Origin of the sequence: Rickettsia sp. TH2014 (assembly GCF_019249195.1) — a bacterium.
Classification (GTDB): domain Bacteria; phylum Pseudomonadota; class Alphaproteobacteria; order Rickettsiales; family Rickettsiaceae; genus Rickettsia; species Rickettsia felis.
This window is the reverse complement of sequence record NZ_MXAX01000005.1, coordinates 1-1,479: the sequence shown is the minus strand read 5'-3', so window position 1 is coordinate 1,479 and position 1,479 is coordinate 1. Positions and strand designations below refer to the sequence as shown.

Here is a 1,479-nt window from a genome sequence, read left to right as displayed (position 1 = left end):
TGTAAGATTAAATCTTGACTTCTACAATAGTTTTAAATCTAATATGTTACTATGAATATAAATAGCTATAGCACATTATTTATTTTTTCTTTTATAGCGACCGCTATATTAACATATATATTAACTAAATATCTTCCTGCAATCGGTTTAGTTGATGTACCGAGTAGCCGTCGCTCTCATGATAAGATAACACCACGCGGCGGTGGTCTTGCTATTGTAATTGTCGTAATGATTGCTTTGAGCGGATTTGAATATATAACGAGCAATAACCTTGCTAATTCAATAAAAATATTACCTTTATTATTGATAATTTCCTCTATTTCCTTTTTGGATGACTTAAAAGCCGTACCTATTCTAATTCGTTTAATATTCCACTTAATTTGTGCAGCTTTTGCTATTTTTCTTTTTTCGCAGGTAAATTCCATTCATATAATAATATATTCTATTTTAGTTATAGCTTTAAGCGGTTTTATTAATATATATAATTTTATGGACGGTATAGACGGTATGAGTTGCGTGGAATCTATCCATCTATCTAGCACCATGCTTATATTATGTTTCTTGCAATTTCCTGCTATTGGTAATCCGTATTTTATAGCTAGCGTAAATGTGATTATTCTTGGTTGTTCTTGTGGTTTTTTAATATTTAATTGGCATCCGGCAAAAATATTTTTAGGCGACGTGGGAAGTATTAGCCTTGGATTCTTAACGGGTCTTTGCTTACTCTTGCTTGCTCTTACAAGCACTAATTTATTTGTAGCTTGTGCTATTGCTAGCTTATATTACATCACTGATGCAGTGCTAACCATATTAATTCGGCTACTCAATAAAGAAAAAATTTGGCAGCCTCATCTAAAGCATTTTTTTCAAAAAGCGGTACAAAAAGGTAAGTCTCATAAACAAGTAGTATCGATTATAGCAGTTTGTAATATATTTTTAATGATTATATCGGTTACATCTCTATATTTTTCCGTAATATCTATAATGCTTGCAATAGCCGTCATAACTTTAACAGTGCAGAGTTTATTAAAATGAAGCTAATTAAAGAGGATATCGATAAAATAGTTAGATGTATATTTGCCAAACAACATCCATTGCTGCCTGAAATCATGATTAACTGGAATAAAATAGTCGGGTTTAATTTCAGCACTAAAGCATTGCCTTTAAAAATCACCACATATACTTACAAAAAACAGAAAATTAATACGCTATTTATACAAGCAGAAGATAATGCTACGGCAGCAGAATTACCTTATTATCAAGATATTATTCTAGAACGTATTAAAATTTATTTAGGCTTTGAAGCAATACATCAAATGAACGTAACGTTTTACAAAGGAAAACCTAAAGTATGAGAATTAAGTCATGCTCTCTTCTTGTGGATTTCTTGAATTAAAATATCCGCTGGAATATTTAAATTTTTATGTAATTTTCTAATCATAGATAAAGTAATGTAGAAGTCAAGATTTAATCTTACAG

The 1,479-nt window shown here is 30.4% G+C and carries 2 protein-coding genes; both read left to right on the top strand.

All coding sequences use genetic code 11. The features are described from left to right. The first annotated feature begins 51 nt into the window (after positions 1-51). Positions 52-1,035 carry an MraY family glycosyltransferase gene (locus KYQ89_RS00065; protein WP_218459769.1) on the top strand — a complete coding sequence of 328 codons (984 nt, stop codon included), beginning with the start codon at positions 52-54 and terminating at the stop codon, positions 1,033-1,035. Then, the gene (locus tag KYQ89_RS00060; protein WP_218459768.1) at positions 1,032-1,355 is read left to right on the top strand and encodes a DciA family protein; all 324 of its coding nucleotides are present in this window, start codon (positions 1,032-1,034) and stop codon (positions 1,353-1,355) included. The genes KYQ89_RS00065 and KYQ89_RS00060 overlap by 4 nt, the downstream gene beginning before the upstream one ends. Positions 1,356-1,479 lie beyond the last annotated feature (124 nt).

Coding starts and splice junctions, on each gene's coding strand:
- KYQ89_RS00065 (WP_218459769.1), top strand. CDS start 52: ATGAATATAAATAGCTATAGCACATTATTTATTTTTTCTTTTATAGCG.
- KYQ89_RS00060 (WP_218459768.1), top strand. CDS start 1,032: ATGAAGCTAATTAAAGAGGATATCGATAAAATAGTTAGATGTATATTT.